The sequence below is a fragment of the Methylosinus sp. LW3 genome (genome assembly GCF_000527115.1).
In the GTDB taxonomy this organism is placed as follows: Bacteria; Pseudomonadota; Alphaproteobacteria; order Rhizobiales; family Beijerinckiaceae; genus Methylosinus.
This window is the reverse complement of record NZ_AZUO01000001.1, coordinates 1,479,015-1,501,580: the sequence shown is the minus strand read 5'-3', so window position 1 is coordinate 1,501,580 and position 22,566 is coordinate 1,479,015. Positions and strand designations below refer to the sequence as shown.

Annotated in this window: 24 protein-coding genes; 9 read left to right on the top strand and 15 right to left on the bottom strand. The window is 64.5% G+C overall.

The window, feature by feature from the left end:
• Window positions 1-498: 498 nt before the first annotated feature.
• From rpsT to coaBC, 5 genes are all read right to left on the bottom strand, one after another.
• Entirely contained in the window at window positions 499-765 is a 267-nt protein-coding gene (gene rpsT / locus METLW3_RS0107510) for a 30S ribosomal protein S20 (RefSeq protein ID WP_024879343.1), read from the bottom strand.
• A 140-nt stretch (window positions 766-905) separates the two neighbouring features.
• Window positions 906-1,679: an enoyl-CoA hydratase gene (locus METLW3_RS0107505; RefSeq protein WP_024879342.1), complete on the bottom strand. Its 774-nt coding sequence runs from the start codon at window positions 1,677-1,679 to the stop codon at window positions 906-908.
• A gap of 37 nt (window positions 1,680-1,716) precedes the next feature.
• Entirely contained in the window at window positions 1,717-2,163 is a 447-nt protein-coding gene (locus tag METLW3_RS0107500) for an Rrf2 family transcriptional regulator (RefSeq protein WP_024879341.1), read from the bottom strand.
• Window positions 2,160-2,645: a dUTP diphosphatase gene (gene dut, locus METLW3_RS0107495; RefSeq protein ID WP_024879340.1), complete on the bottom strand. Its 486-nt coding sequence runs from the start codon at window positions 2,643-2,645 to the stop codon at window positions 2,160-2,162. Before dut ends, METLW3_RS0107500 begins: the two co-directional genes overlap by 4 nt.
• Window positions 2,642-3,892: a bifunctional phosphopantothenoylcysteine decarboxylase/phosphopantothenate--cysteine ligase CoaBC gene (gene coaBC / locus METLW3_RS0107490; protein ID WP_024879339.1), complete on the bottom strand. Its 1,251-nt coding sequence runs from the start codon at window positions 3,890-3,892 to the stop codon at window positions 2,642-2,644. Before coaBC ends, dut begins: the two co-directional genes overlap by 4 nt.
• A gap of 464 nt (window positions 3,893-4,356) precedes the next feature.
• Between coaBC and METLW3_RS0107485 the strand changes: the two genes are divergently transcribed.
• From METLW3_RS0107485 to METLW3_RS0107465, 5 genes are all read left to right on the top strand, one after another.
• Window positions 4,357-4,767 carry a hypothetical protein gene (locus METLW3_RS0107485; protein ID WP_024879338.1) on the top strand — a complete coding sequence of 137 codons (411 nt, stop codon included), beginning with the start codon at window positions 4,357-4,359 and terminating at the stop codon, window positions 4,765-4,767.
• A 185-nt stretch (window positions 4,768-4,952) separates the two neighbouring features.
• Complete coding sequence (locus METLW3_RS28155; protein ID WP_198022754.1) at window positions 4,953-6,455, top strand: hypothetical protein; 1,503 nt, start codon at window positions 4,953-4,955, stop codon at window positions 6,453-6,455.
• Window positions 6,456-6,523: 68 nt separating this feature from the next.
• Window positions 6,524-7,687, top strand: a complete 1,164-nt coding sequence (gene recF / locus METLW3_RS0107475) for a DNA replication/repair protein RecF (protein ID WP_024879337.1) — start codon at window positions 6,524-6,526, stop codon at window positions 7,685-7,687.
• Window positions 7,688-7,794: 107 nt separating this feature from the next.
• Window positions 7,795-8,895, top strand: a complete 1,101-nt coding sequence (gene opgC, locus METLW3_RS0107470; protein WP_024879336.1) for an OpgC domain-containing protein — start codon at window positions 7,795-7,797, stop codon at window positions 8,893-8,895.
• The gene (locus METLW3_RS0107465; RefSeq protein ID WP_024879335.1) at window positions 8,850-9,659 is read left to right on the top strand and encodes a GDSL-type esterase/lipase family protein; all 810 of its coding nucleotides are present in this window, start codon (window positions 8,850-8,852) and stop codon (window positions 9,657-9,659) included. The genes opgC and METLW3_RS0107465 overlap by 46 nt, the downstream gene beginning before the upstream one ends.
• A gap of 74 nt (window positions 9,660-9,733) precedes the next feature.
• Here the strand turns inward: METLW3_RS0107465 and METLW3_RS0107460 are convergent, their stop codons facing one another.
• From METLW3_RS0107460 to ung, 3 genes are all read right to left on the bottom strand, one after another.
• Window positions 9,734-10,261 (bottom strand): hypothetical protein, encoded by a 528-nt coding sequence (locus METLW3_RS0107460; RefSeq protein ID WP_024879334.1) that lies wholly within the window; start codon window positions 10,259-10,261, stop codon window positions 9,734-9,736.
• Window positions 10,262-10,566: 305 nt separating this feature from the next.
• Entirely contained in the window at window positions 10,567-11,628 is a 1,062-nt protein-coding gene (locus tag METLW3_RS0107455) for a phosphatase PAP2 family protein (protein WP_024879333.1), read from the bottom strand.
• Between the two features lie 172 nt (window positions 11,629-11,800).
• A complete protein-coding gene (gene ung / locus METLW3_RS0107450; RefSeq protein ID WP_024879332.1) occupies window positions 11,801-12,466 on the bottom strand; it encodes a uracil-DNA glycosylase in 666 nt (221 codons plus the stop codon).
• A 132-nt stretch (window positions 12,467-12,598) separates the two neighbouring features.
• Between ung and METLW3_RS0107445 the strand changes: the two genes are divergently transcribed.
• The 3 genes from METLW3_RS0107445 to METLW3_RS0107435 all read left to right on the top strand — a co-directional run bounded on the left by METLW3_RS0107445 (window position 12,599) and on the right by METLW3_RS0107435 (window position 15,586).
• Window positions 12,599-12,868 (top strand): helix-turn-helix transcriptional regulator, encoded by a 270-nt coding sequence (locus tag METLW3_RS0107445; protein WP_024879331.1) that lies wholly within the window; start codon window positions 12,599-12,601, stop codon window positions 12,866-12,868.
• A gap of 70 nt (window positions 12,869-12,938) precedes the next feature.
• Window positions 12,939-14,687 carry a SulP family inorganic anion transporter gene (locus METLW3_RS0107440; RefSeq protein ID WP_024879330.1) on the top strand — a complete coding sequence of 583 codons (1,749 nt, stop codon included), beginning with the start codon at window positions 12,939-12,941 and terminating at the stop codon, window positions 14,685-14,687.
• Between the two features lie 56 nt (window positions 14,688-14,743).
• The gene (locus METLW3_RS0107435; RefSeq protein ID WP_024879329.1) at window positions 14,744-15,586 is read left to right on the top strand and encodes a tRNA nucleotidyltransferase; all 843 of its coding nucleotides are present in this window, start codon (window positions 14,744-14,746) and stop codon (window positions 15,584-15,586) included.
• Here METLW3_RS0107435 and METLW3_RS26790 read toward each other — a convergent pair.
• From METLW3_RS26790 to METLW3_RS0107415, 4 genes are all read right to left on the bottom strand, one after another.
• Complete coding sequence (locus METLW3_RS26790) at window positions 15,547-16,968, bottom strand: HAMP domain-containing sensor histidine kinase (protein ID WP_157516533.1); 1,422 nt, start codon at window positions 16,966-16,968, stop codon at window positions 15,547-15,549. The two genes, METLW3_RS0107435 and METLW3_RS26790, sit on opposite strands and share 40 nt — an antisense overlap.
• A gap of 56 nt (window positions 16,969-17,024) precedes the next feature.
• Window positions 17,025-17,705, bottom strand: coding sequence for a response regulator transcription factor (locus METLW3_RS0107425; RefSeq protein ID WP_024879327.1), 681 nt, complete (start codon window positions 17,703-17,705; stop codon window positions 17,025-17,027).
• A 166-nt stretch (window positions 17,706-17,871) separates the two neighbouring features.
• On the bottom strand, window positions 17,872-18,699 hold the full coding sequence (locus METLW3_RS0107420) for an ABC transporter permease (protein WP_024879326.1): 828 nt from the start codon (window positions 18,697-18,699) through the stop codon (window positions 17,872-17,874).
• On the bottom strand, window positions 18,696-19,451 hold the full coding sequence (locus METLW3_RS0107415) for an ABC transporter ATP-binding protein (RefSeq protein ID WP_024879325.1): 756 nt from the start codon (window positions 19,449-19,451) through the stop codon (window positions 18,696-18,698). Before METLW3_RS0107415 ends, METLW3_RS0107420 begins: the two co-directional genes overlap by 4 nt.
• Before the next feature lie 163 nt (window positions 19,452-19,614).
• Between METLW3_RS0107415 and METLW3_RS0107410 the strand changes: the two genes are divergently transcribed.
• The gene (locus tag METLW3_RS0107410; RefSeq protein WP_024879324.1) at window positions 19,615-19,863 is read left to right on the top strand and encodes a hypothetical protein; all 249 of its coding nucleotides are present in this window, start codon (window positions 19,615-19,617) and stop codon (window positions 19,861-19,863) included.
• A gap of 58 nt (window positions 19,864-19,921) precedes the next feature.
• Here the strand turns inward: METLW3_RS0107410 and METLW3_RS0107405 are convergent, their stop codons facing one another.
• The 3 genes from METLW3_RS0107405 to thyX all read right to left on the bottom strand — a co-directional run bounded on the left by METLW3_RS0107405 (window position 19,922) and on the right by thyX (window position 22,474).
• Window positions 19,922-20,797 carry an FkbM family methyltransferase gene (locus METLW3_RS0107405; protein WP_024879323.1) on the bottom strand — a complete coding sequence of 292 codons (876 nt, stop codon included), beginning with the start codon at window positions 20,795-20,797 and terminating at the stop codon, window positions 19,922-19,924.
• A 119-nt stretch (window positions 20,798-20,916) separates the two neighbouring features.
• Complete coding sequence (gene mutM, locus METLW3_RS0107400) at window positions 20,917-21,789, bottom strand: bifunctional DNA-formamidopyrimidine glycosylase/DNA-(apurinic or apyrimidinic site) lyase (RefSeq protein WP_024879322.1); 873 nt, start codon at window positions 21,787-21,789, stop codon at window positions 20,917-20,919.
• A 4-nt stretch (window positions 21,790-21,793) separates the two neighbouring features.
• Complete coding sequence (thyX, locus tag METLW3_RS0107395; RefSeq protein ID WP_024879321.1) at window positions 21,794-22,474, bottom strand: FAD-dependent thymidylate synthase; 681 nt, start codon at window positions 22,472-22,474, stop codon at window positions 21,794-21,796.
• Between the last annotated feature and the right edge of the window lie 92 nt (window positions 22,475-22,566).

The window sequence follows — 22,566 nt, the reverse complement described above, 5'->3', positions numbered from 1 at the left end:
ATCGCAGAGAAGGTGTCACCCGGAGGCTTACATGCGTCTACTCACCCATCCAAGCGACGCCGCTCCTCAGCGCCACGCCACATTTCGAACCTACACGCCCGCTTTTGCGCACGCAACGATCGTCGAGCCGCAGAATGCGCGGAACGTCGCCGCATCGCAGCCGCAGTCACGCCCTTCGCCTGGATAAAGTCATGATTCGTCGCTCAGAAAAATTTACGACGGTGGGAGGCGTGACACGGCGATCTTCGCATTGTTGCAGCGCGCGCGTTAACGAACGGGGCCTGTCAAGCCCGGCGAGCCTTGGCGACGCAGCGGGCCTTTAACGCAATTAACTGTTTTTAAACCGTATACGCTGCGCACAAGAAAAGCGTGTGAAAAAAAATCTCACACTACGAAGACTAGCGGAGTCGGTTTGCCCGTGCGTCGAAATATTACGCAGAACGCAAAAAAGCCCGGCGGAGCCGGGCTTTCGAAACACGCCGTTTGCGCAAGAAAAGATCAGGCAGAAAGAGCCTTCACGCGCGCCGTGAGACGCGAGACTTTGCGCGATGCGGTGTTCTTGTGAATGACGCCGTGCTGCGCGGCGCGCATCACGACCGGCGCGACGCTCTTGAGCACGGCGGCGGCCGTCGCGGCGTCGCCGCTGGCGATCGCCTCCTCGACCTTGCGCACCTGCGTGCGCAGCAGGCTGCGACGCGCGCGGTTGACGGCCGTGCGCCGGGCGATCTTGCGGACGGCCTTCTTGGCCGAGCTGGTGTTGGCCATCTTTGTTCCTTCGACGGTCGAGGCGAGGCGGGCGGGGTCGCCGCCCAAAAAAGCAAAGCGGCCGCGAAATCGCGGCCAGTTCGCCGGCCTTATACGCGGGCCGGCGTCGTTTCGTCAATGGCCGGGCCGGAGCGGCGCGCTCAGCGATGCTCGAAACGCGGCGGGCGCTTCTCGATGAAGGCGGTCATGCCCTCTTTCTGATCATGCGTCGCGAACAGGGAATAGAACAATCTCCGCTCGAAACGCACGCCTTCCGACAGCGGCGTCTCATAGGCGCGCTCGACCGCCTCCTTGGCCATCAGCACGGCCGGCAGCGACAGAGCGGCGATGGTCCGCGCGCTCTTCAGCGCCTCTTCCAGAAGCTTGTCCGCAGGAACGATTCGGGCGACGAGGCCGCAGCGCTCGGCCTCCTCCGCCCCCATCAGCCGGCCGGTGAGGACCAGCTCCATGGCCTTGGATTTGCCGATGGAGCGCACCAGCCGCTGCGTGCCGCCGGAGCCGGGAATGACGCCCAGCTTGATCTCGGGCTGGCCGAATTTGGCCGTGTCGGCGGCCAGAATGAAATCGCACATCATGGCGAGCTCGCAGCCGCCGCCCAGAGCATAGCCGGCGACGGCGGCGATGACGGGCTTGCGCGCGCGCGCCACGCCGTCCCAACGCGCCAGGAAATCGTCGAGATAGGCTTCGGCGACGGTCTTGTCGCGCAGCTCCTTTATGTCGGCGCCGGCCGCGAAGGCCTCCGCCGAGCCGGTCAGCACCACGCAGCCGATTTGAGGGTCCGCCTCGAAATGCGCCAGAGCGTCGGCGATCTCGCCGATCAGCCGCGCATTCAGCGCATTGAGCGCGCGCGGCCGGTTGAGCCGCAGCAGCGCGACACGATCATGCGTCTCGATCTCGATCGTCTCGTAATCCAAGGCCGGCCTCCTGCTTTCCGTCGCTATCATGCGCCCATCAAATTTCGAAGTCGCCCTCATTCGCCTCGATCTCGCCGAGGCCGGCGGCGACCGCGCGCCCATGCAGCTCGTCCAGCGTGATCGTATCGAGCTTGGCGAGCGCCTGACGCTCCGCCTCCGCGAAGAGCGGATCGACCGCGAGCGCCAGCAGACGCGGCTCCTCGCCGTTCTGCGCGCCCTCCTCCGCGCGCAGAGCGACGCGCACGATCTCGCCGACATAGAGACGGCGACGCTCGCGCGCCAGCTCATAGCCGCCGGCCGGGCCGCGCACGCTCTTCAAAATGCCGGCGCGCACCATGGCCTGCAGCATGCTCTCGAGATGCCGCGGCGGCAGATCGTGACGCGCCGCCAGCGCCCGCGACGACACCGGCCGCGCCCGCGCATGCAAAGCGATGTCGAGCGCCGCCAGCACGGCGAGACGCGCAGGACGCGGCAGCAGGCTCATTCGGCTCCGCCCTCGCCCGATGCGACCTCGCTCGTTCCGGTCGAGCCGAAGCCGCCGTCGCCGCGCGCGGTCTCCTCCAGCGCTTCCGCCGCCTCGATGAGCTCGACATGCTCATAGCGCGCGACCACGAGCTGCGCGATGCGCATTCCGCGCGAGATCTCGAATGGATGCGTCCCAAAGTTGACCAGCAGAACCTTCACCTCGCCGCGATAGTCGCTATCGATGGTGCCGGGCGCGTTGAGCACGCTGACGCCGAATTCCAGCGCCAGGCCGGAGCGCGGCCGCACCTGCGCCTCAAAGCCGGGCGGCAACGCCAGCGACAGGCCCGTCGGCACCAGATCGCGCGCGCCGGGCTCCAGCACCAGCTTGCCGCCGGGCGCGATCGCCGCGCGAAGATCGAGCCCCGCCGCGCCGGCGCTGGCGTAGGCGGGAAGCGGCAGGCCTTCGCCATGCGGAAGCCGGCGGATGGCGATCTTGGTCACGGCGTCTCTCCCAGCGTGTCGGCGATATGCGCGATGAGCCGCGCCGCGACCTCGGTCTTGTCCAACCGCGGCCAGGAGGCGACGCCGGCGCGCGAGACGAGGTGAACCTCATTGCTGTCCGCGCCGAAGACTCCGGCGCCGACGTCATTGGCGACGATGAGATCGCAACCTTTGCGCGCGAGCTTCTCCTGCGCATGGAGGAGCACGTCGCGCGTTTCCGCCGCAAAGCCGACGACCAGCGCCGGCCGTCCCTCGCGCCTCTGCGCGACGCTGGCGAGAATATCCGGGTTCTCGCGCAGCACGAGCGTCGGCGGCTCGCGCGAGGCGCCCTTCTTGATCTTGTCGGCGGAAGGCTCGACGCGCCAATCGGCGACGGCGGCGGCGCCGATGAACACATCGGCCGGCAGCGCCGCCTCCACCGCCTCGAGCATTTGCTGCGCCGTCTCCACATGGCGCGTGGCGACGCCTGTCGGATCGGCGATCTCGACCGGGCCGCTGACCAGAGTGACGCGCGCGCCGGCCTGCGCCGCCGCCGCCGCAATGGCGTGGCCCTGCTTGCCGGAGGAGCGATTGGAGAGAAAGCGCGCCGGATCGATCGGCTCGCGCGTCGGCCCGGAGGTGACGAGCACATGGCGCCCGGCGAGCCTCCCCTGCCCCGCGAAGGGCAGCGGCAGAACCGTATCGCTGCGCAGCGCGGCCTCTATGGCGGCGACGATGCCGAGCGGCTCCGCCATGCGGCCGGGGCCATATTCGCCGCAGGCCATCTCGCCATCGTCCGGCCCGACGAAGAGCGCGCCATCACCGCGCAAGGTCGCGACATTGCGCTGCGTCGCCGGATGCAGCCACATGCGCAGATTCATCGCCGGCGCCATCAGCGCCCTCTTGTCGGTGGCGAGCAGCAGCGTCGTCGCCAGATCATCGGCGAGCCCCTGCGCCATGCGCGCCAGAAGATGCGCCGTCGCCGGCGCGACCACGACGAGATCGGCCTCCCGCGAGAGCCTGATATGGCCCATCTCCTGCTCGTCGGTGAGCGAGAAGAGATCCTCATAGACGCGCTCGCCGGAGAGGCTGGCGAAGGACAGCGGCGTGACGAAACGCGCCGCCGCCGCGGTGAGCACGACGCGCACGAAGGCGCCGCGCTCGCGCAGCCGGCGAACCAGCTCGAGCGACTTATAAGCGGCGACGCCGCCGCCGACGACGAGCAGAATGCGCTTGCCCGAGAGGCTCTGCGGATCGGAAGAAACCAAGCGACGGCTCCGCTGCTGTGAGAGGTGAAGAGAATACTCTTTTTCGCGGCGACCCGGAAAGAGCGCCTCCCCTTCAGAGGCTATCAGATTCACGCATTGCGAAACGCTGCAGCCGTCTTGGCCGGGCTTGTCCCGGCCATCCACGCCAAGCAGATGAGAACCAAAGGAAGGCGTCCGCCATCGACGGATTCCTCCCGCGGCGCCCGCCCGCCGGAGCTTCGGCGTCACGCCAAGCCTTTCAAGAGGCCTCGGCGTCCTGGCGTGGGTGGCCGGGACGAGCCCGGCCAAGACGCTGCGGGGGGCCAAGACGCCGCGGGGGTGAGTAGGATTTGTGCATTCGATAGCCCTTCAAGGGGGAGGGTCGGGCCGTGAAACGGTGGGGTGGGGTCGCCGCTCTCCCCGAGAAGCCGTATCCCCTTGCGGCGCCATGGTCTATATTCGCGCGCGCAGGAATGAGGGAAGGGATGTCGGACTATTTGGACAAGGTGAATCGCATTCCGATCTCGGCCGATCTGCTCGGCGAGGTCATGGACATGCTGCGCGCGCTGCCCGTCGAGGAGCGCTGGGCCTCGGGCTCCCGCTCGTCCCGGCTCTATGAGATGCTGGAGCGCCGCGGGCTGACCGACACGGCCGACATCGTCGCCGTCGCCATAGACCTGCGCGTGACCGCTCTGCTGCGCCTGCAGAGCCTCGATGCGCTACGCGGCTGGACGACCCCCGGCGGCGGGCTCAGCGCCAATCTCGTCCACCCCGACCTGCTGAAAGCCGCCGCCGCCGAGCCGCTCATCGAGGAGGCGGGCGGCGAGGCGAGCTTCGACGTGGCGAGCTTCCGTCTGCGGCTTCTGGCGGGGGCGGAGGTTTATGGGCGGGCGTGAGGGGGAGCAGGACGAAAGCAGGCATATTGAATTTGCGCTTCGATTCGAAGTATTATCGAGATCCGTCAACACTCTATCGTTCGGTCGCCAAGCCTCAGTGCAGAACCGAGAATCTTTATTAAGGGGTTGGAATGCCAAGACTGGTGGAATCGCTTGCCCTTAGAGGAAACCCCTTCGAGCACTACGTGGCTGAGCTAGAGCCAGACATTGCTGACTATGCCGTGAAGCCTCCCTATTTCGAGGCAATTGGCGCTCGAGCAAAAAACACTTCTTCATTCATACTCTTTGGAGATCGAGGCGCGGGGAAAAGCGCCACCCGATTGACTATCTTTAAGGAGCTCTGGAAGGAAAAGGCAAATGGCGAAAAAGTGCCGCTTGCGATTAACATGACCGATTTTTCAGTTGCCATTAACGGACGGCAGCTTAACAACGCAACAGAAAGCTCGTTAATTCAAGAAGTGGCTTTCTTGGTTTTGGAGAGCCTACTAACTTGGCTCAGCTCTCTTGAGGAAGATGACCGCAAGGTTTACCTTGAAGCTCTAGATTCCGGCGAATCTACGCTTTGCTACGAGATGCTGCGTGACTTCTATCTTTGTCGCCCTGATCAAAAGCGGCAGCGTTCTGCACGCGAAGCCATGATTCTTTTTAATCAAGCATTCTTAGCAAAAAGCAAGCTTTGGGTAGAAAAGAGGTGGGAACCGATCGCAAAGCTCATAGGAAGCATCAGCGATGCCTTTGTTCAGCGCATCGCTGATGTGAAAGTAAACGTTGCCAGCGACGTCACGGCAGCGCTCACAGGCCCAACCGATACCAGATTTGATTCTATTCTTGTATTGAGAAAGCTAGTTGAACTTATTTCAATATTTGACTTTTCAGGAATTACAATATTAATTGATAAAGTTGATGAAACAGATGCCACAAATAATTCCGCAGATAAAACGGCTGAGCTTATTTACCCCTTGCTTTCTAGAGTTCAGTTGTTAGAAATTCAATCGTTTTCTTGGATTTTCTTTTTGTGGAAAAGTGTAAAGACAATTTTTGAGGGAGACAAATATCCAGTAAGACTAGATAAAATTGGTCACGCAACTGTCTCTTGGAGCAACGAATTCTTTGCTTTGATGCTGGACAAACGAATGGAGTTCTTTTCTGACGGAAACATGAAGTTTTCTGGATTATTTGCTCGTGATGTGGACATCGATACGATCAGAAATGAATTAGTCCGCATTTGTATGCGATCTCCTCGTGAGGTAATTCGCATTATGGACGTTATCATCCGTGAACACGATATTGTTCATGTCGAAAAACCTGAAACATTCCTTTTAAATGAAGAATCTGCTCAATCTGGGATCGATAGCTATGTAAAAGATAGAATTTCATCGATTTATGGAGAGCGCCTTCTTGCGCAAATATTTAGACTTAACAAATCAACATTTTCAAATAGAGATGTGCAGATCACGTTTAAAGTTGGCCCTCAATCTGCGCGTACGCGCATTCAATCCTGGGAAAGTGCAGGGATAATAAAGCTGTCTGGCACTCGTGCCGCAGAAGGCGTTCTCGGCGGGAAACCAGCGAATGAATATACTATCGTTGATGCCCGGATCGAAAGAATTATGCAACGTCAACTTGTATCATATGAAGGAGACGTGGCAGCAGAAGATCCGGAGTTCGATCCATCCTCGGAGAAATAAATCGTCTCTCGTTAGGCCGACGGCACCCCCGCTAGCCCTCCGCCCCCCGCCGTGGCAAAGCGTCCCGCATGACGTCCGGCCCCTCCCCCGCGATTCTCGCCCCCATGGCGCGGCGGCTGCAGCTCGCCGATTATCGCTCCTATGCCGCGCTGGATTGCGCGATAGAGGCGCCGCTAGTGGCGCTCACCGGCGAGAATGGGGCCGGCAAGACCAATATTCTCGAGGCGCTGTCGCTGTTCTCGGCCGGGCGCGGGCTGCGCGGGGCGGAGCTGGCCGATTGCGCGCGGCGGCAGGGCTCCGGCGGCTTCGCCGTCTCGATCGAGCTGGTCGCCGATGGCGTCGTCACGCAGCTCGGCCATGGGCTGGAGCCGGCCAGCGGCGAGCAGAGCGCGGCGCGGCGCTTTCGCATCGACAGGGCGCCGGTCTCCTCCGCCCGCGCTTTCGCCGATCATCTGCGCCCGCTGTGGCTCACGCCTGCGATGGACGGGCTATTCGCCGGGCCGGCGGGCGATCGGCGGCGTTTTCTGGATCGGCTGGTGCTGAGCGTCGACGCCGAGCATGGCGCGCGCGCGGCCAGGCTCGAGCGCGCTCTGCGCAATCGCAACCGGCTGCTCGCCGAGGAGACCGCCGACGCCCGCTGGCTGGACGCCGCCGAGCGCGAGATCGCGGCCCTCGGCGTCGCCGTCGCCGCGGCGCGGGGCGAGACGGTGCTGCGGCTGCGCGCGCTCATCGCGAGAGAGCGCGACGACAGCTCGCCCTTTCCCTGGGCGCAGGTTTCGATAGAGGGGGAGCTGGAGCGCATGATCGGCGAGGAGCCGGCGCTGCAGGTGGAGGATCGCTATCGCGCGCGGCTCGCCGCCTCGCGCCGCCGCGACGCCGCCGCCGGCCGCACGCTGGAAGGCCCGCAGGCGAGCGATCTCTCCGTGCGCCACGGCCCCAAGGACGAGGCGGCGCGCGCCTGCTCCACCGGCGAGCAGAAGGCGCTGCTGGCCGGTCTCGTTCTCGCCCATGCGAGGCTGGTGGCGGCGACCACGGGGCGCGCGCCGCTGCTGCTGCTGGACGAGGTGGCAGCGCATTTCGATCCGCTGCGGCGCGAGGCGCTCTACGCCGAGCTTGCGCGCATCGGCGGACAAGTGTGGATGACGGGCGCCGATCCGGAAGTCTTCGCCACGCTGGGCGGCCGGGCGCAGCTCCTGCGCGTCTTTCCAGGGCGCGTCGAGCGCACGATGTGAGTCTTTCGCAATGCTCCCAAAAAAGGCCGCATTCGAGGCCCTGAACAAGCGCGCCCCGGCCCCTCGGCTCCGTGGGACACGAAGCCGCTGAACCATTGAAGAAGCGCATGCGCGAGCCGAATGAAATCGATTTTTGGCGCGGCTTCGCTCTCGTCACCATTTTCGTGAATCATATTCCGGGGATTTTTTTCGAGCGCTTCACCTTTCGCAATGTGGCGATCTCCGATTCGGCCGAACTGTTCGTCTTTCTCGCCGGCTGGGCGCTGCGCAAGCTGGTGGACGGCCCTGCGAAGCCGCTCTCGGCGCGCTATCTGATCCTGCGGCTCGAGGGGCGCGCCTTCACCGTCTATCTGGCGCAGCTGGTGATCGCGCAATTGGCCGTCGCGCTGCTCGCCGGCGCCTCGCTGCTGCTGGACGCGCCCTTTCTGCTCGACTGGAACAACGCCTCGGCGATTTTCTCCGATCCGGTGCGCGCCAATCTCGGCCTCGTGCTGCTCACCTTTCAGCTCGGCTATTTCGACATTCTGCCGCTCTATGTCGTGCTGATGCTGGTCTCGCCGCTGATCGCCCTCGCCTATCGCCATGCGCGAGCGCTGCTGCTGCCGGCCTCGCTCGCCATCTGGGCCTATGCGCTGGCCTTCGGCGTCAATTTCCCGACGTGGCCGGTCGAAGGCGCCTGGTTCTTCGATCCGCTGGCCTGGCAGCTCGTCTTCGTGCTCGGCTTTCTGCTGGCCGGCGAGGATGGCGTCGGCGGCCTCGTGCGCCGCTATCGCAAGCCTCTTTGGTGGGCGGCGCTGCCGCTCGTGCTGCTCGGCGTCGCCGCGGCGCGGACGGAATTCGATCCCTCGCCGATCGCTCTGCCGGAGCCCAAGCTGTTCTTCGTCTTCGACAAGACCTTTCTCTCGCCAGCGCGGCTGCTCTCCAATCTGGCCATTGTCGCTGTCTTCGCGGGCTCTTTTGCCGCGATCTCGCGAGGCGTTCCGCGCATCGCGGATTTTCTTTCTTCGCTCGGCCGCAATTCGCTCAATGTATTCTGCGCCGGGTCTCTGCTGAGCCTCGCCGGGCAGATCTTCCGCTTCGCCTATAGCGGGGATGTTGTAAGCGACGCTTTTATCGTTATGTTCGGCATCGCTGCGATGGGGGCGACCGCATGGGCTTCGGAATGGCGCGAAAGGTTGCGGGCAAAATCGGCGCGGGCTCCTGCATAGCGCTGGCGCTCGCGGCGTCGCTCGCGCTCGCGCAAGAACGCGCGCCAGAGTCCACGCCGCCGTCCGAGGCGCCGCCGCTCAGTCCCGCCTGCGAGGCGCCGGCCGGCGATATCGCCGCGCCCGCCTCGCTGCCGCATTTCGCCAAGGCGCTGCGCGAGCGCAAGACGGCGAGCATTCTCGCCATCGGCTCCTCCTCCACCTCCGGCGTCGGCGCCACCTCCGACGCCAAGAGCTATCCAGCCCAGCTCGAGGCGATTTTGGAAGGGGCGCTGAAGGGCGTCGATGTCGTGGTCGCCAATCGCGGCGTCTCCGGTGAGGTGGCGGCCGTCACCGCCGAACGCATCAAGAGCGAGGTGGCGCGGGAAAAGCCCGATCTCCTGCTCTGGCAGCTCGGCACCAATGACGCGCTGGTGCGCATCGCGCCGGACGAGTTCGAGAATACGGTGAGCTCGACCATTCGCTGGCTGAAGGCCAATGAGATCGACGTCGTTCTCGTCGGCCTGCAATATAGCTCGCGCTTCTCGCGCGACGAGGAATATTTCGCGATCCGCAACGTTCTGCAGCGCGTCGCCACGGCGGAGAATGTCGCCTATGTGCGCCGCTATGACGCGATGCGCTTCATCGCGCAGAACCACGCCAATCTGCAGATGATGGCGCGCGACAATTTCCATCTCAACGATCTCGGCTATCAATGCATGGCCGAGCATATCGCGCGCGCGGTGATCGTCGGCGTGTTCGCCAAACGCCGCCCGAGCGGGAACTGAGCGCCGCCCGAGCGGGAATTGAAGGCGCGCGTCGGCCCAGGGCGAAAGCCGCTGCGTCGACGAGCGCCGAAGGCTCAGAGGCGCTTCAACCCTTCCTCGAAGCTGATGGACTCGAAGCGCTGATCATATTTGGCCGCGCCATCGGCGAGCGTGTCGATCTTTTCGGCCGTGTCATATTTCTTCATCTTCGTCTTATCGAGATAGAGAAGCTCGATCAGCTCATTGTAGACGGAGGTGTCGTCGATCGGCAGAACATAGAGCGGCACGCCGTCTATGCTGATCTCATAGCGCGAGGCGCGGTCGAGATCGGAGACATAGATGAAATATTTGCCCTCCGGCTTCGCGCTCGCGCCGAGCGCCGCGACGAGAGCGGGAAGCTCACGAAACGAGGCGAGCGATCCGGCGAGAAACGACAGTGCGGCGTCGCCTTCCTCCGCAGTGGCGTGAACGCCTTCCAATGCGAGCAGCGGATCGAGCGTGACGGCGAATTCGCCGCGAAAGCCGAAACGGCCGGCGTGATGCGTCGCTCCCTTGTGGCTGGGCTTCAAAAGCCGGCCTTCTGCCTCCAGGCGCTGGAAGGCGGTCGTTTCGATAGACGTCATGTTCGGCTTTCGCTATCCGCCCCTTCTCGAAACATTCGAGACCGTGACGGTCGATTTTCCTGGGGGATAGATGAGACGGGACTCGCAATCGACGGCCCGCAAGCCAGCGGACGCGTCGCGAGGTCGATCATCGAGGAAAACGAAAAAGGAGCGCTCTCGAAAGATCGAGCGAGTGCGATTCGTTCCATTGTCGCTGACGCGGAGCCGACAAAAATGTCGGCTTTCGATCCGCACGACGACGCTCGTCGCTCCTCAGGAGGAACAAAGCAATTTTTGCGCCGCAGTAGCGACGAGCGTCGGCGTCCTCACCGCTCGAGCTCGAAGCAAAGCGGCGACGGATGCCCACCCTCTATCATGAGACGCTCGGCGCGATATCCTAATGTATCGCCGATACATAGAATGGATCGACGCCGTCGTCTCTCGATACGCTGCGCCAATCGATAGGACAGATAGGCGAGCGCGACGCCGCCGATCGGGTCTACGAAATAATGCCCACCTTCCGTCACCGTGCCCGCCATCAGTGCGATATCGACGACGCACAAGAAATAGAAGGCCGGGCGCACGGTTCGCAGGCTCAGCGGCGTCAGCGCGCCGACCACGGCGTGAAAAGAGGGAAAGCTCAAAAGGCCGCCGATCGTGCTGCTCTCGAGGTTCAACGGCGCGGACTCGCGTAGGCGGGTCAGATGATCGAGCGGCGTCCGACCGCCGAAACGAAGCTCGTGAAACAGCGAATTATCGACGAGAGTGACAGCGCTCGAGGCCGGCAGGAAGGCGGCGATGACGATCGTCGCCGTGAGCGCGATTGCGAATGCGAGAAGATAGACGCGCAATTCGCCGATGCGCTCGAGCGCGACCAGCAGAACCACAGGCGCGATGATCTGCATGGCCATGCTCGAATAAGCTTCCCGCAGCCACTTCGCCAATAAGGGGCGATCGTCGACATAATGGGCGAAGGCCAGCCAATCGCCGCCGAGCCATCGATCGAGCGAGAGAAACAGCTCGTCCTGCAGCGGCATGGCGAGACGCTGCGTCGCATAGCTCGCGAAAATTCCTGCGAGCGACGTCGCCACGATATAGATCAGCGAATAGACGAATATCGGCGCGACGCGCGAGACGAAGCTCGGCGAGGCGAAGCGGCAATAGAGGTCGAGAGCGACGACCGCGACGACGAAAAGGCTCGGGTCCGGGAAGGATGGCAGCGTCAGCCCCGTCGCTTTTGCGCCGACATAGGCGCTCGCCATCATCGCGAGGCTGAGGCGCACGGCGGCCGATGGAACCGCTACGAAGCGTGATCGCAGATGATCGAGACAAAGGTCGTAAAATCGGCGTGAAATATGAACAGCCTTGCAAAAGAACGTAGAATGCATGCTCGAAAACTCGCGTCTCGAAATGATTTGGAGACGCGCCGCCGAACTCGACGAAAACGCCCCTGAAATATGCCGACTCGCATCGGCGCTCCAATAAATACTTAGCTACGAAACCGCGGTTACATTTCGGTAAACGACTAATTTTATAATGTCTTCCAGTAATATAGGCATCTCACCAGTCTATCGGCGCGCGTCCTTTCGATTCGAGATAGGCGTTGGCCTTGGAGAAATGCTTGCAGCCGAAAAAGCCGCGCGCCGACAGCGGCGAGGGATGCGCGCTCTCGAGCACGAGATGCCGCGAGCGATCGACGCCCGCGCCCTTCTGCCGCGCGTAATTGCCCCAGAGCAGGAAGACGATTCCCTCCCGCTCGCGCGAGAGCGCCTGCACGGCGGCGTCGGTGAAGCGCTCCCAGCCCTTGCCCTGATGCGAGCCGGCGGCGCTGTCGCGCACAGTGAGCGTGGCGTTGAGCAGCAGCACGCCCTGCCGCGCCCAGCGCGAAAGATCGGGATCACGCGAGGCAGGCCGTCCGAGGTCGCTCTCGATCTCCTTGAAGATGTTCTGCAGCGAGGGCGGCGGCGGAATGTCGCCGCCGACGGCGAAGCACAGGCCATTGGCCTGGCCGCGGCCGTGATAGGGATCCTGGCCGAGGATCACCACTTCCACGGCGTCGAATGGGCATTCGTCGAAGGCGCGGAAAATCTGCTTGGCCGGCGGATAGACCGGGCCGCGCGCATATTCCTCGCGCACGAATTGGCGCAATGCGTCGAAATAGGGCTGCTCGAACTCCGCCGTGAGGCGCAGCTTCCAGCTCTCGTCGATTTGAACGGGTTTGTTCATATCCGCCAAGCTAACATGCGTCGGCGCCGGGCGAGAACCCGGCCATGTCGCAAAAGCGCGAGAATGATGTTCTAAACATCATCTTGGCGAGATAAAACATGCCTGCTAATATAATAAGCGTGAGCATATGAGATGATCACCGCCGCTCAATTGCGCGCCGCGAGGGCGCTGCTCGGCATAGATCAAAAGAAGCTGGCCGAGCTTTCCGGCGTCTCCCTGCCGACGATTCAGCGCATGGAGGCGAGCGAGGGCAATGTCCGCGGCGTGATCGAGACGCTCACAAAAGTCGTCGAGGCGCTGAATGGGGCCGGCGTCGAGCTGCTCGGCGAGAACGCCCGCAGCGAGGGCGGCGGACGCGGCGTGAGGATGCGCCGCCCTGGTCCGCCCAATCCGACGACATAGGATAAATCGCGACGACGACCGCCGACTTCGCGCCGACGATCCCGCCGCTCCTCGACCTAAGGAGCCAGTGTTGAGAGATCGACGTTTTCGCCAGCCCAGCTTCATCGAGCTGTTCACGCCCAAGCTCGTCACCATTTTACGCGAGGGCTACGGCCTCGCGGATCTGCGCGCCGACGCCATCGCCGGCCTCACTGTCGCGATCGTCGCGCTGCCGCTCTCCATGGCCTTCGCCATCGCCTCGGGGCTCAGCCCGGATCGCGGACTCTATACCGCGATCATCGGCGGCTTTCTCGTCTCCATGCTCGGCGGCAGCCGCTTCCAGATCGGCGGGCCGGCGGGCGCCTTCATCGTTCTCGTCTTCGCCATCGTGCAGCGCGAGGGCTATGACGGGCTGGCGCTGGCCACGATGATGGCGGGCGTCATTCTCTTCGCCATCGGCCTGCTGCGCTGGGGCACCTACATAAAGTACATCCCCTTTCCGGTGACGGTCGGCTTCACCGCCGGCATAGCGGTCATTATCTTCGCCAGCCAGCTCAAGGAGATTTTCGGCCTCTCCATCGCGCAGGAGCCGGCCGCGCTCGGCCCCAAGCTCACGGCTCTGTGGGAGGCGCGCGGCACGCTCAAGCCGGCGACGATCGGCGTCTCGGCGCTGGCGCTGGCGATCATCCTCGGCCTGCGGCGTTGGCGGCCGAGCTGGCCGGGAATGCTGATCGCCGTGACGGTCTGCGCGGCGGCGACGGCGGCGCTGCATCTCGACATAGAGACGATCGGCTCACGCTTCGGCGGCGTGCCGAGCACACTGCCGGCGCCGGCGGTCCCGCATTTCGATCTCGCGCGGCTGCGCGCGCTGCTGCCGGACGCGCTGACCATCGCCGTGCTCGGCGCCATGGAGTCGCTGCTCTCCGCCGTCGTCGCCGACGGCATGAGCGGGCGGCGCCATCGCTCCAATTGCGAGCTCGCCGCGCAGGGCGTCGCCAATGTCGTCGCGCCGCTCTTCGGCGGCATTCCGGTGACGGGAACCATCGCCCGCACCGCCACCAATGTGCGCTCCGGCGCCAAGGGTCCGGTCGCGGGCATGCTGCATGCGCTGTTCCTGCTCGGCTTCATGCTGATCGCCGCTCCGTTGGCGGCTTTCATTCCGCTCGCCGCGCTCGGCGCGGTGCTCGCCGTCGTCTCCTGGAACATGGCGGAGAAAAAGGAATTCGCAGCTCTTTTCAAAGCCTCGCGCGGCGACGCTCTGGTGCTGGTCTCGACCTTTCTGCTCACCATTTTCGAGGATCTGACGATCGGCATAGGCGTCGGCGTGACGCTCGGCGCCTTCCTCTTCCTGCATCGCCTCGCCGAGAGCGTCGAGGTGCAGACCGGCGAGGCCTTTCTCGATGAGGATCAGGCCGATGATTACGGCGGCCATCGTCCCGCCTATGATTCCGCCGCCGCCTCCGACGCCGAGGTGATGGTCTATAAGATCAGCGGCGCGATCTTCTTCGGCGCCTCGGCGACGGTGAGCGCGGCGCTGGACGAGATCGGCCGCTACCCGCGCGTCTTCATCTTCGATTTCAGCGAAGCGCCGCTGGTGGACAGCACGGCGGCTCGGGCGCTGGAGAGCTTTGTCGCACGACTGCGAAAGGCGGGAACGGTGGTTTGCGTCGCCGGGGCGCGGCCGGCGGTGCGGCGGGCGCTGCTCTCGGCCGGCTTGCACGAGCCGGAGACGCTCTATGCCGGCACGGTCGCCGACGCGCGCAGCCGCGCCACGGCGCCCAAGCCACCCGAGAATCGCGCCCCGCGGATGACCGGCGCCGCCCTGCCCGGCCGCGCGTGAGGCGCGCGGCAAGCGGTTTGCTAGGCCGTCAGCGGACCACTCACGCGCGAAGCCTCATGCCCTCAGAACCTTTTTTCCTGCCCGAATTCGGCCAGACCGACCCCGGCCTCGGCCTTCTCCGAATGGCGGCGCTGCTCGCCGAGACGGATGACGATCCCGGCGAGGAGACGCTCGATCTCATGGCCGAGCAGGTCGAGAGCGGCTGCCTCGCCGGCCTCGATCCGGCCGATGTCTGGCCGGAGCTGCTGCTCTCGCTCGGCGGACCGGCGCCCGGCAAGGCGTTCCGCGTGCTGCGCATCTGCGGCGCGCTGCAGATCGTTCTGCCCGAGGTCGACGCGCTGTTCGGCGTGCCGCAATTGTCGGACGGCCAGAACGAGGTCGATCTCGGCGCCCATTTGCTGCGTTCGTTGGACGAGGCCGGACGCAGAGACGCGCCGCTTCCCGTGCGCTTCGCCCTGCTGGTGATGAATGTCGGCAAGGGAGACTCCCCGCGTGAGCATCTGCCGCATCATTACAAGCACATAGACCGTGGTGGCCCGCGCATAAGCGGGATCGCCGAGCGCTTCGGCGTCCCCGCCGATTGCGTCCCGCTGGCGCTGACGGCGCTGTCCGAATGCGAGCGCGTGCATCGCGCCTCGGAAGTGCGCGCCGGCCCGGTGGCGCAAATGCTGGAGCGGCTCGGCGCCTTCGACGCGCCGGAGAGCTTCGCGCTGCTGATGGAAGTGTGCAGCTGCGATTTCACCGCCCATTCCGGGCGCTCCGGCGAGGCCTATCCCAAGGCTGTGCTGCTGGAGACGGCGCGCAACGCCTGCCTGCCGATCGAGCCCGCGACGCCCGAGGCGCGCGCCGAGGCGATCGCTCAGGCGCTACGCTCGCAGCGCTGGTCGAGCGAGGGCTGAACGGCGCCGGTCGCCGCCGGCTCCGACTCGGCGCTGGCCGCAGGGAGACGCAAACGGAAGGTCGCGCCGCCGCCCGGCGTCTCCACGACGCCGAGCTCGCCGCCCTGCAGCTCGACCAGCTCGCGGACGATCGACAGGCCGAGCCCCGTGCCGGGCGTCGTCTCGTCCTTGCGCCAGAAGGGCTCGAAAATGCGGCAGCGATCGGCTTCGGCGACGCCGCTCCCGTGATCGACGACCTCGATCACGCAATCGGGCAGCACGCGAACGACGACGGCGCCGCCTCTGGGCTCGGCGCGCACCGCATTGGCGATGAGATTGGCGACGATGCTCTCGACGCTCCAGCGCAATCCGAGCGCGATCACATGGCGCGACGGCGCCTCGAGCTGAATGTCGCGATCATCGCCGATCGCGATCGGCACATAATCGGCCGCGACGCTCAGCACGATATCGTGCAGATCGATCCTTTGCGGCGCGATCGGCCCGCGCTCCCTGATCTGCGCGAGCAGCAGCATCTGTTCGACGACCGTCTGCACGCGCAAGACGTCGCGCTCGATCTCGGCTTTGAGCGGCCCCTCCTCCATCTTGCCGAGGCGCGCGCGCAAAATGGTGATCGGCGTGCGCAGCTCATGCGCGGAATTGGCGGAGAAGCGCCTCTGGCGCTCGACGCCTTCCCGCACCCGCTCGAAAGCCTTGTTCACCGCCTCGACGAAAGGCCGCATCTCCGACGGCGCCTCGTCGGGATCGACGCCCTCCTTCAGCGAATTCACGTCGATCGTCGCGATCTTCGCTGCCGCCGCGCGCATGGGCGCGAGACCGCGACGGACGACGAAGAGCGCGATGAGGCACATGGCCACCCAATTCGGAAGGAAGAACATCGCGCCGGGCAGGGTGGCCGTATAGAAGGGCAAGCGCATGAAATCACGCCATCGATACTGCGCTCCGCCGGTTGCGACGACGACCTCGCCGACCTGCGAGTCGAGAACGAAGGACTCGCCTTTGCGCGCCGCTTTGTCCACAATGATTTGAATAGGCGATCTCGACAGCTTGAGCCGGCCGACGCCTTCGAACGCCTCCGCCATTTCCGGCGACGATCCCGACAGCGCTTTCCCCGTGCGCGGATCGAAGGCGCCAAAACGAAAATCCGGGTGCTCGGAAATAAAATCCCGCAATGCGTCGGTCATCGTGATCGATCCTGCGCCGCCTGCGTCCTTGCGCAGCGCCGCGAGCATCATCTCCTGCACACGCGGACACAGCAGCTCGTCGAGAGCCGCGACGCCTCCCGGCCGGACCAAGACCAGGACGGCGACGACGATCACGGGCGGCAGAATGAGATAGCCGAGAATGGAGCCGATGATCGCATAGACGATCAATCGCGACGACAACGATTGCAGCCTCGATGACGGCGGCATCGAAGGCCATGGCCTCATCGCGCGGAGTCTCACGGCCCGCGCGCCTCGCGGATGAGATAGCCGATGCCGCGCGGCGCGTGAATCTCGACGCCGGCGTCCTGCTCGTCCAAGCGATGACGCAATCGCATCGCCACCATCTTCAGCGCGCCAATGTGCTTATGCTCGTCCGAGCCGTAGATCTCTTGCAGCAGCGCCGAGAAAGTGACCGCGCGTCCGGCGCGGCGCATCAGCGCGCCGAGCAGCACCAGCTCCCGCCGCGGCACGACGAGCGGAAACCCGCCGACGGAGGCGCTCTCCGAATTGAGATCGAAGGAGAGCCTGCCGACGACGACCGGCGGCGCCGGCTCGCCGCCAGGACGCCGAAGGCTGGCGCGAATGCGCGCCAGCAGCTCCTCGGTCGAGAAGGGCTTGGTCAGATAATCATCGACGCCGGCGTCGAGCCCGTCCACGCGATCCTCGATCGAGCGGGCCGCCGTCACCACCAGAATGCGTATGCCAGGGCGAATGCGCTTGGCCGCGGCGACGATCGACAGGCCATCGCCATCGGGCAAGCGCCGGTCGAGCAGCATCACCGAATAATCGCAGGCGCCGAGCGCCTCGGGAATATCGGCCAGAGCCTGGACGCAATGGGGAGCATAGCCGGCGCGCCGAACGCGATCGGCGATGAGCGTGGAGATATCGGGTTGATCTTCGACGATCAGAATACGCATCGAGCTGCTGTTCCCATCGAACATCGACAGGCGAGGAGCGAAGGCGCGCGCGCCGAGCGTCGGCGCGCCGAACGAGCGGCTGTCGATCCATTATCGAGCGCCGGCAGTCATGCCGCAACAGGAAATCCGCTTTAGCGCCGGACGAGACAGGCCGCCGAAAGGCGCGTCATTCGCCCGTCTGCAGCAGCGTCCCGGCGCGCCGCGCCGCAGCGAGCAGGCGCACGAAAGCGAAAGCCGCCGCGACGAACAGCGCCGCATCCAGCGCCAAGCCATAAAACATGAGATCGAGCCGCAGCGCGTGATCGCCGAGCACAGCGCGCAGCCCCTCGAACACATAGGTCGGCGGCAAGGCCCAGCAGATCGGCTGCAGCCAGCCGGGAAGAACGGAGACCGGGTAATAGACGCAGCCGAGCGGCTGTATGACGAACATCAGCGACCAGACGAGACTTTCCGCGCCGAGTCCGTAACGTAGCAACAGGCCGGACACAAAGAGTCCGACGCTCCAGGCGAAGATGATGAGAATGGCGAAAAAGGCCACGAAAGCGAAGCCGAGCGCCCAGAGATTGAAGCCGAAGAACCAAATGGCCAGGATCGTCACCGGAACCATGCCGACGAAGAGACGAATGAGACTCATCGCCATCATGGAGGCGACGAATTCCGCCGGCCGCAACGGACTCATGAACAAATTGGCGATATTGCGCGACCACATCTCCTCGAGAAAGGAGAAAGAAAATCCCTGCTGGCCGCGCAGCAAAATGTCCCACAGCAGCACGGCGCCGATCAGCGAGCCGGCGGCGATCGTCGTCTTATCGGCGCCCGCGAGACCGCCGGGCGCGCGCAGGAGATAGGTCTGTAGAAAGCCCCAGGTGAGCATTTGCACCGTGGGCCAATACATCATCTCCAGCATGCGCGGCATGGAGGAGCGCAGCAGATAGGAATAGCGCAAGGTCATCGCGCCGACGCGCGCGATCGAGAATTCCAAAGACGCGCTCATGCGGCGCCTCCATTGCCACGGCCGCGCGCGACATCGAGAAACACTTCCTCGAGATTGCCGCGGCCATAGCGCGCGAGCAGCTCGGCGGGCGAGCCGTCGTCGACGAGGCTTCCCTCCTTCAGCATCATCACGCGATCGCAGAGACGTTCCACCTCCGCCATATTGTGCGAGGCGAGCAGGATCGCGCAATTGCGCCGCCGGCGATAATCCTCGAGATGCCCGCGCACCCAATCGGCGGTGTCGGGATCGAGCGAGGCGGTGGGCTCATCGAGCAGCAGCAGCTCCGGCTCGTTGATGAGCGCCTTGGCGAGCGCGACGCGTGTTTTCTGCCCGGCGGAGAGACGCCCGCTCGGACGATCGAGAAATTCTTTCAAGGCGAGATCGGCGGCCAGCTCCTCGATCTTGTCGGCGACGCCGCGAACGCCATAGAGCCGGCCGAAGACGGTGAGATTCTGCCGCACGGTGAGACGATGCGGCATATCCACATAAGGGCTCTCGAAATTCATGCGGCCGAGCGCGTGATAGCGGTCTTTCAGAAAATCACGGCCGAAGATTTCGATGGTTCCCGTCGTCGGCTCGATGAGGCCCATGACCATGCCGATGGTCGTCGTCTTGCCGGCGCCATTGCCGCCGAGCAGACCCGTCACCGAGCCGGCGGGAAGCGCGAAGCTCAGCGGCTTCACGGCCACGGTCTCGGCGTAGGTTTTGGAGACGCCATCCACGCGAAGGACGGGAACGGTTTCGAGCGACATGATGTGCGGGGGGTTGCGGAGGACGGCTTCTTATCGGCAAAATGCGTCGGGAAAGCAAATTCCGTCGAGCGCGCGGGAAATCCCGCGAGCGTCGCTCGTCGCAGTCCCTTCATTTGGACCGCCTATCCTGCAACTCCCCAAACGCGGGAAAGGGACGACGGACATGAATGAACAGGCCGCCGAAGAATTCGCCGAGCTCGACGAGTTGCAGACCCTGTACAAAGCGGCGATGGAGGAGTGGATCGCGGCGATCCGGAAAGAAGAGGCGCTCGTCACTGTCGCGCCGCATTCCGTGGCCGAGGTCGACAAATGGGAGCAGGCGCATTTCGACGAGGACGAGGCCCGCAACAAAGCCTTGGCCGCCAAGGAAGACTATGAGGACGCGCTGCGCGAGAAATTCTTCGGCTTCTGACGCTGAAAGGACGCGGAGGGGCGCTCGCCCCTCCTCGAAGTCACGCGACCGCTACCGCCTACTCCGCAGCCTCGCGCGGCGCCCGATGGCGTAGGCCGAACATATAAGCGCGCGCCAGATTGCGGCCGCTTCTGCGATCATGCTCGGTGAGCAGGCGCAGAGCGAGATCGGCAGAGCGATAGCAATCATGCGCGATCTGCGCGACGCCGATCAGCTCGTCATCGGCGAGCAGATCGAGACGCATGAAGTCGCGCACGAAAATGGCGTCGCTCCAGACGATCTGGCTCATGCCCGCGAAAATATCATTGCCGAGCATCAGCGGCTTCAGCACGCGGCTCATCATCGGCGTGAAGCGATGCAGCACATAGCCCTGCGTACGCAGAAACAGCTCTATTTCCGAGAATAGCGGCTGGCCTTCATAGAGCGGCAGGAACTCGACCTCGATATGGAGAACATAGGCGCGCCGCAGTCTTTCGACGGCGTTTTGCAGGATCATCAGCTCCGCGCCCTGCACGTCCAATTCCAGAAATGTCGCGCCTTCGGTCTCGGCCACATCGTCGAGCCGCACAGTGTCGATCTCTTGCGTCGCGACGACTTCCGACCAGACGGGAAAGCCGTGGAACATCTCCATCGCCGCTGGGTTGGGCTTCAGCAGCGAGGTCATGTCGCGCGCGGCGCATATGTGCAGCGTATGGCGTCCGCCATCGCCGACCGCGTGCGGCAGATAGACATCGCCCGGATTTTTGCGCGCGTTCAGCTCTTCGACGGCGGCCTCGTCGGGCTCGAAGCCGACGATGGTCGCCTCCCCGCCGCGCAGCAGAGGCGCATAGACCGGCTCGCCGCTGATATGGCGCGCGCCAATGTCGATGATCTTATGCGGGACGCTCGCCCCGGCGAGCTCGATGAAAGGAGGGAGCGCGTCCGCATTATCCATGAAACTCTCCTCCGCTGCGCCCGATGGCCGGCGCGTCGATCGGCGAGGACGGAGCGCTCAGAATCATCCGCGAGTATGAGCGAGCTTTGAGCGCCGCCGCTTGCGCGGGACTGGCGCGCTCACTTCTGGCAGTCGCGGCAGAAAAACGTCGAGCGCCCGCTCTGGATCACGCGCGAGACATGGCCGCGGCAGCCGGGCGTCGGACAAGGCGCGTCCTCGCGGTCATAGACGCGGAAAGAGTGCTGGAAATAGCCGAGCGAGCCATCAGTCTGGCGATGGTCGCGCAGGCTGGAGCCGCCCGCCTCTATCGCCTCGCCCAGAACCTGCCTGATTGCCTCGACGAGATCGACGAGGCCGCGCTTCGGCTTGCCCTTGGCGTCGACCAACGTTCCGGCGGCCCGCAATGGCGAGAGATGCGAGCGGTGCATCGCCTCGCAGACATAAATATTGCCGAGGCCGGCGATGATGCGCTGATCGAGCAGAGCGGCTTTCAGCGGCGCCTTGCGGCCGCGCAGCTCCTCGGCGAGACGCTGCGGCGTCAGCTCCGGCCCCAGCGGCTCGACTCCGAGACCATTGAACAGCGGATGCGCCGCCATCTCGCCGCGCGGGACCAGCAGCATGAAGCCGAAACGGCGCGGGTCGTTATAGGTGACGCTCGCGCCGCTCGTGAAATGGAACACGACATGGTCATGCGCCGGCTTTGTGGTGACGGCGCGATGATAGGCGCCCTCGGGGTCGTCGGCGTCGATGCGGAAGGAGCCGCTCATGCCGAGATGCATGATGAGCGTCTCGCCGCTGTCCAGCTCGCCGAGGAGATATTTCGCCCGCCGCTTCAGCGCCTCGACGCGCCGTCCCGCGAGCCGCGCGGCAAAGCCCGGCGGAAAGGGAAAACGCAAATCGGCGCGGCGCAGCTCCACCTGCTCGAGGCCCGAGCCGGTGAAGACGGGCTCGAGCCCGCGCCGGACCGTCTCGACCTCGGGCAGCTCGGGCATGGGCTCAGAACCGCCCCGCTTTCCAGGCCGCGACGGCGACCGGGACAATGGGCTCGATGAGCTTTTCCATCGCCTCGGCGTAGACGCGGATCTCATATTGCGCGTGCGGATCGGCCCGGAGCGACAGAAACTTGAACAAATTCAGCAAATTGACCTTTGCGAACATATGGCTGTAGGTGGAGACCGGCAGAACGGTGCGGGCCAGCTCGCGCGGCCAGCCGGCGGCCAGCAGCTCGCGATAGGTGGCGAAGGCGGCCTCGAAGCCGGCGCGCAGCTTCTCCACCTCGGCGCGGCGCGCCTCGAGATCGCCGCCGGGCTGGCGGCCCTGCTTATTAGCGACCGCCTGCTCGCCGATGTTTTCCGGATCAGGGAGGTAATAGGTCTCCGGCAATTCGCGGTAGCGGCCGGACAGCTCATTATAGGTCCAGGTGCGGTGGCGGTGCCATTGGCGCAGCACGAAGATCGGCGCCATCACCTCGAATTGGAACTCCACCGCCTCGAAGGGCGTCGTATGGCGGTTCTTCCAGAGGTAATCGATGAGCTTCTTGTCCGAGCCCTCATTCTCGCCGGCGCGCCAGGCGGCGTCATAGGAGACGCGGGCCGCGCGCACGATGGAGAGGTCCGAGCCCATATGATCGACGAGGCGGACGAAACCATGGTCCAGGACTTTGATCTGATTTGACATACGACGCCGTTCCGCCCCTCCCCGGCTCGCCCCCGCGTTCCGTGGCGGATGGAAACCGAGCCTCGCCCATCGATAACATGTTTTGGGCAGCG